The organism is Rhizobium ecuadorense, from assembly GCF_001187535.1.
GTDB classification, from domain to species: Bacteria; Pseudomonadota; Alphaproteobacteria; order Rhizobiales; family Rhizobiaceae; genus Rhizobium; species Rhizobium ecuadorense.
The window spans coordinates 1-473 of sequence record NZ_LFIO01000258.1; the positions used below are offsets into that span (position 1 = coordinate 1).

General features: G+C 52.2%; 1 protein-coding gene. It reads left to right on the plus strand.

Features of this window, described 5'->3' with window-relative positions; all coding sequences use genetic code 11:
- Positions 1–213: 213 nt before the first annotated feature.
- Positions 214–473 (plus strand): phosphoketolase family protein (locus AF337_RS05820; RefSeq protein WP_483150617.1); only part of this gene is annotated, 260 nt, incomplete at its 3' end.

The following is a 473-nucleotide window of genomic DNA, read 5'->3' on the forward strand; positions in this document are numbered from 1 at the left end:
GCCTTAGGCTGATTGAGACGGGCACCATATCGCATATTCGGTCGATAACGATCGCGGGACAGACTATGCCTCGCGCTTAGCATTCCTTCCGCCAAGCATTGCACCGCCCTCTTCAATCGCTGGCATTTAAAAACTCCTGGCATTTAAAAACTCGACGATTTCTCGCCTTGGAAGATCTTACCGTAGCAATCTGGGCTCAGAGGAGGAGATACCATGGTTTCGCTCAAGACGACTGGAGACGCAAAGGTCGCCATACACAAGAAGATAGCAACGGGCGGCCCCCTTTCGAAAAAAGAATTACAGTCGATGGACGCCTATTGGCGGGCATCGAACTATCTGTCGGTGGGTCAGATCTATCTTCTCGACAATCCGCTGCTGAAAAAACCATTGAAACGCGAGCATATAAAGCCACGGCTGCTTGGCCACTGGGGCACGTCGCCGGGCTTGAACATGCTTTACGTGCACCTCAACCG